At 58.5% G+C, this 843-nt stretch carries 1 protein-coding gene; it reads right to left on the bottom strand.

The window, feature by feature from the left end; translation table 11 throughout:
- Positions 1 to 17 precede the first annotated feature (17 nt).
- Positions 18 to 784 (bottom strand): IS5 family transposase gene (locus tag EH240_RS37135; RefSeq protein ID WP_125007262.1). Its coding sequence is split into 2 segments (ribosomal slippage): positions 18 to 439 and positions 439 to 784, totalling 768 coding nucleotides; the frame shifts between segments, so codons are not numbered across the junction.
- Between the last annotated feature and the right edge of the window lie 59 nt (positions 785 to 843).

The raw sequence follows: 843 nt of genomic DNA, 5'->3' as shown, positions 1-843 counted from the left end.
CTAAGGCCTGTTTACAGTCATCGAATTGCGAGGAAAGCGGTGACGAGATTGAGGAGTCCGGCAAAGCAAGCATCGGTCTTTTCGTAACGGGTTGCGATGCGTCGGAATGCCTTGAGATGGCAGAAGAAGTTCTCGACGAGATGGCGCCATTTGTACATTTCGGTGTCGTGAGGGATGCGCCCGGCCCGGTCTGCTTTGGACGGGATGACCGCCACGGCGCCGCGTTCATTCAGGTTGGCGCGCAGCCAGTTGTTGTCGAAGGCCTTGTCGCCGAGGAGCGCCTCAAAATCGAGGCCGGCGATCAAAGGCTCGACGCCGATGCTGTCGTGACGCTGGCCGGGCAAAAGGACGAAGCGAATGAGATTGCCGAGGGCATCGACCAAGGCCATGATTTTGGTGGTCAGGCCGCCACGCGAGCGGCCTATGGCCTGATTTTGAGTCCCCCTTTTGCGCCGGTGCCATGCTGGTGGACCCGGACGAGCGTGCCATCGATAAGGACATATTCGAAATCGGGATCATCGCTGAGGGCCTTGAAAATGCGCTCCCAGACGCCTTTCTGCGCCCAGCGCCAGAATCGCGTATATACGGTGAACCACTTGCCGAACGCCTCCGGCAGATCACGCCACGGCGAGCCGGTGCGCGCGATCCAAAGAACGGCTTCGATAAATAGCCGGTTGTCGCGCCCGCTGCAGCCGGGATCACCGGCTTTACCCGATAGCTCCGGCGCGATCTGCTCCCATTGGCTGTCGCTCAACATCAATCGAATCAAAGGCTGGGTCTCCATTTCCAGCCTTGAATCAATTTTCTGCCGCTTTGGGAATCCTGATTGTAAACAGGCCTTAG

The sequence above is a fragment of the Mesorhizobium tamadayense genome (genome assembly GCF_003863365.1).
GTDB lineage: Bacteria > Pseudomonadota > Alphaproteobacteria > Rhizobiales > Rhizobiaceae > Mesorhizobium > Mesorhizobium tamadayense.
Note: the sequence above shows the minus strand (reverse complement) of the source record. Positions and strands in the feature narration are given on the sequence as shown.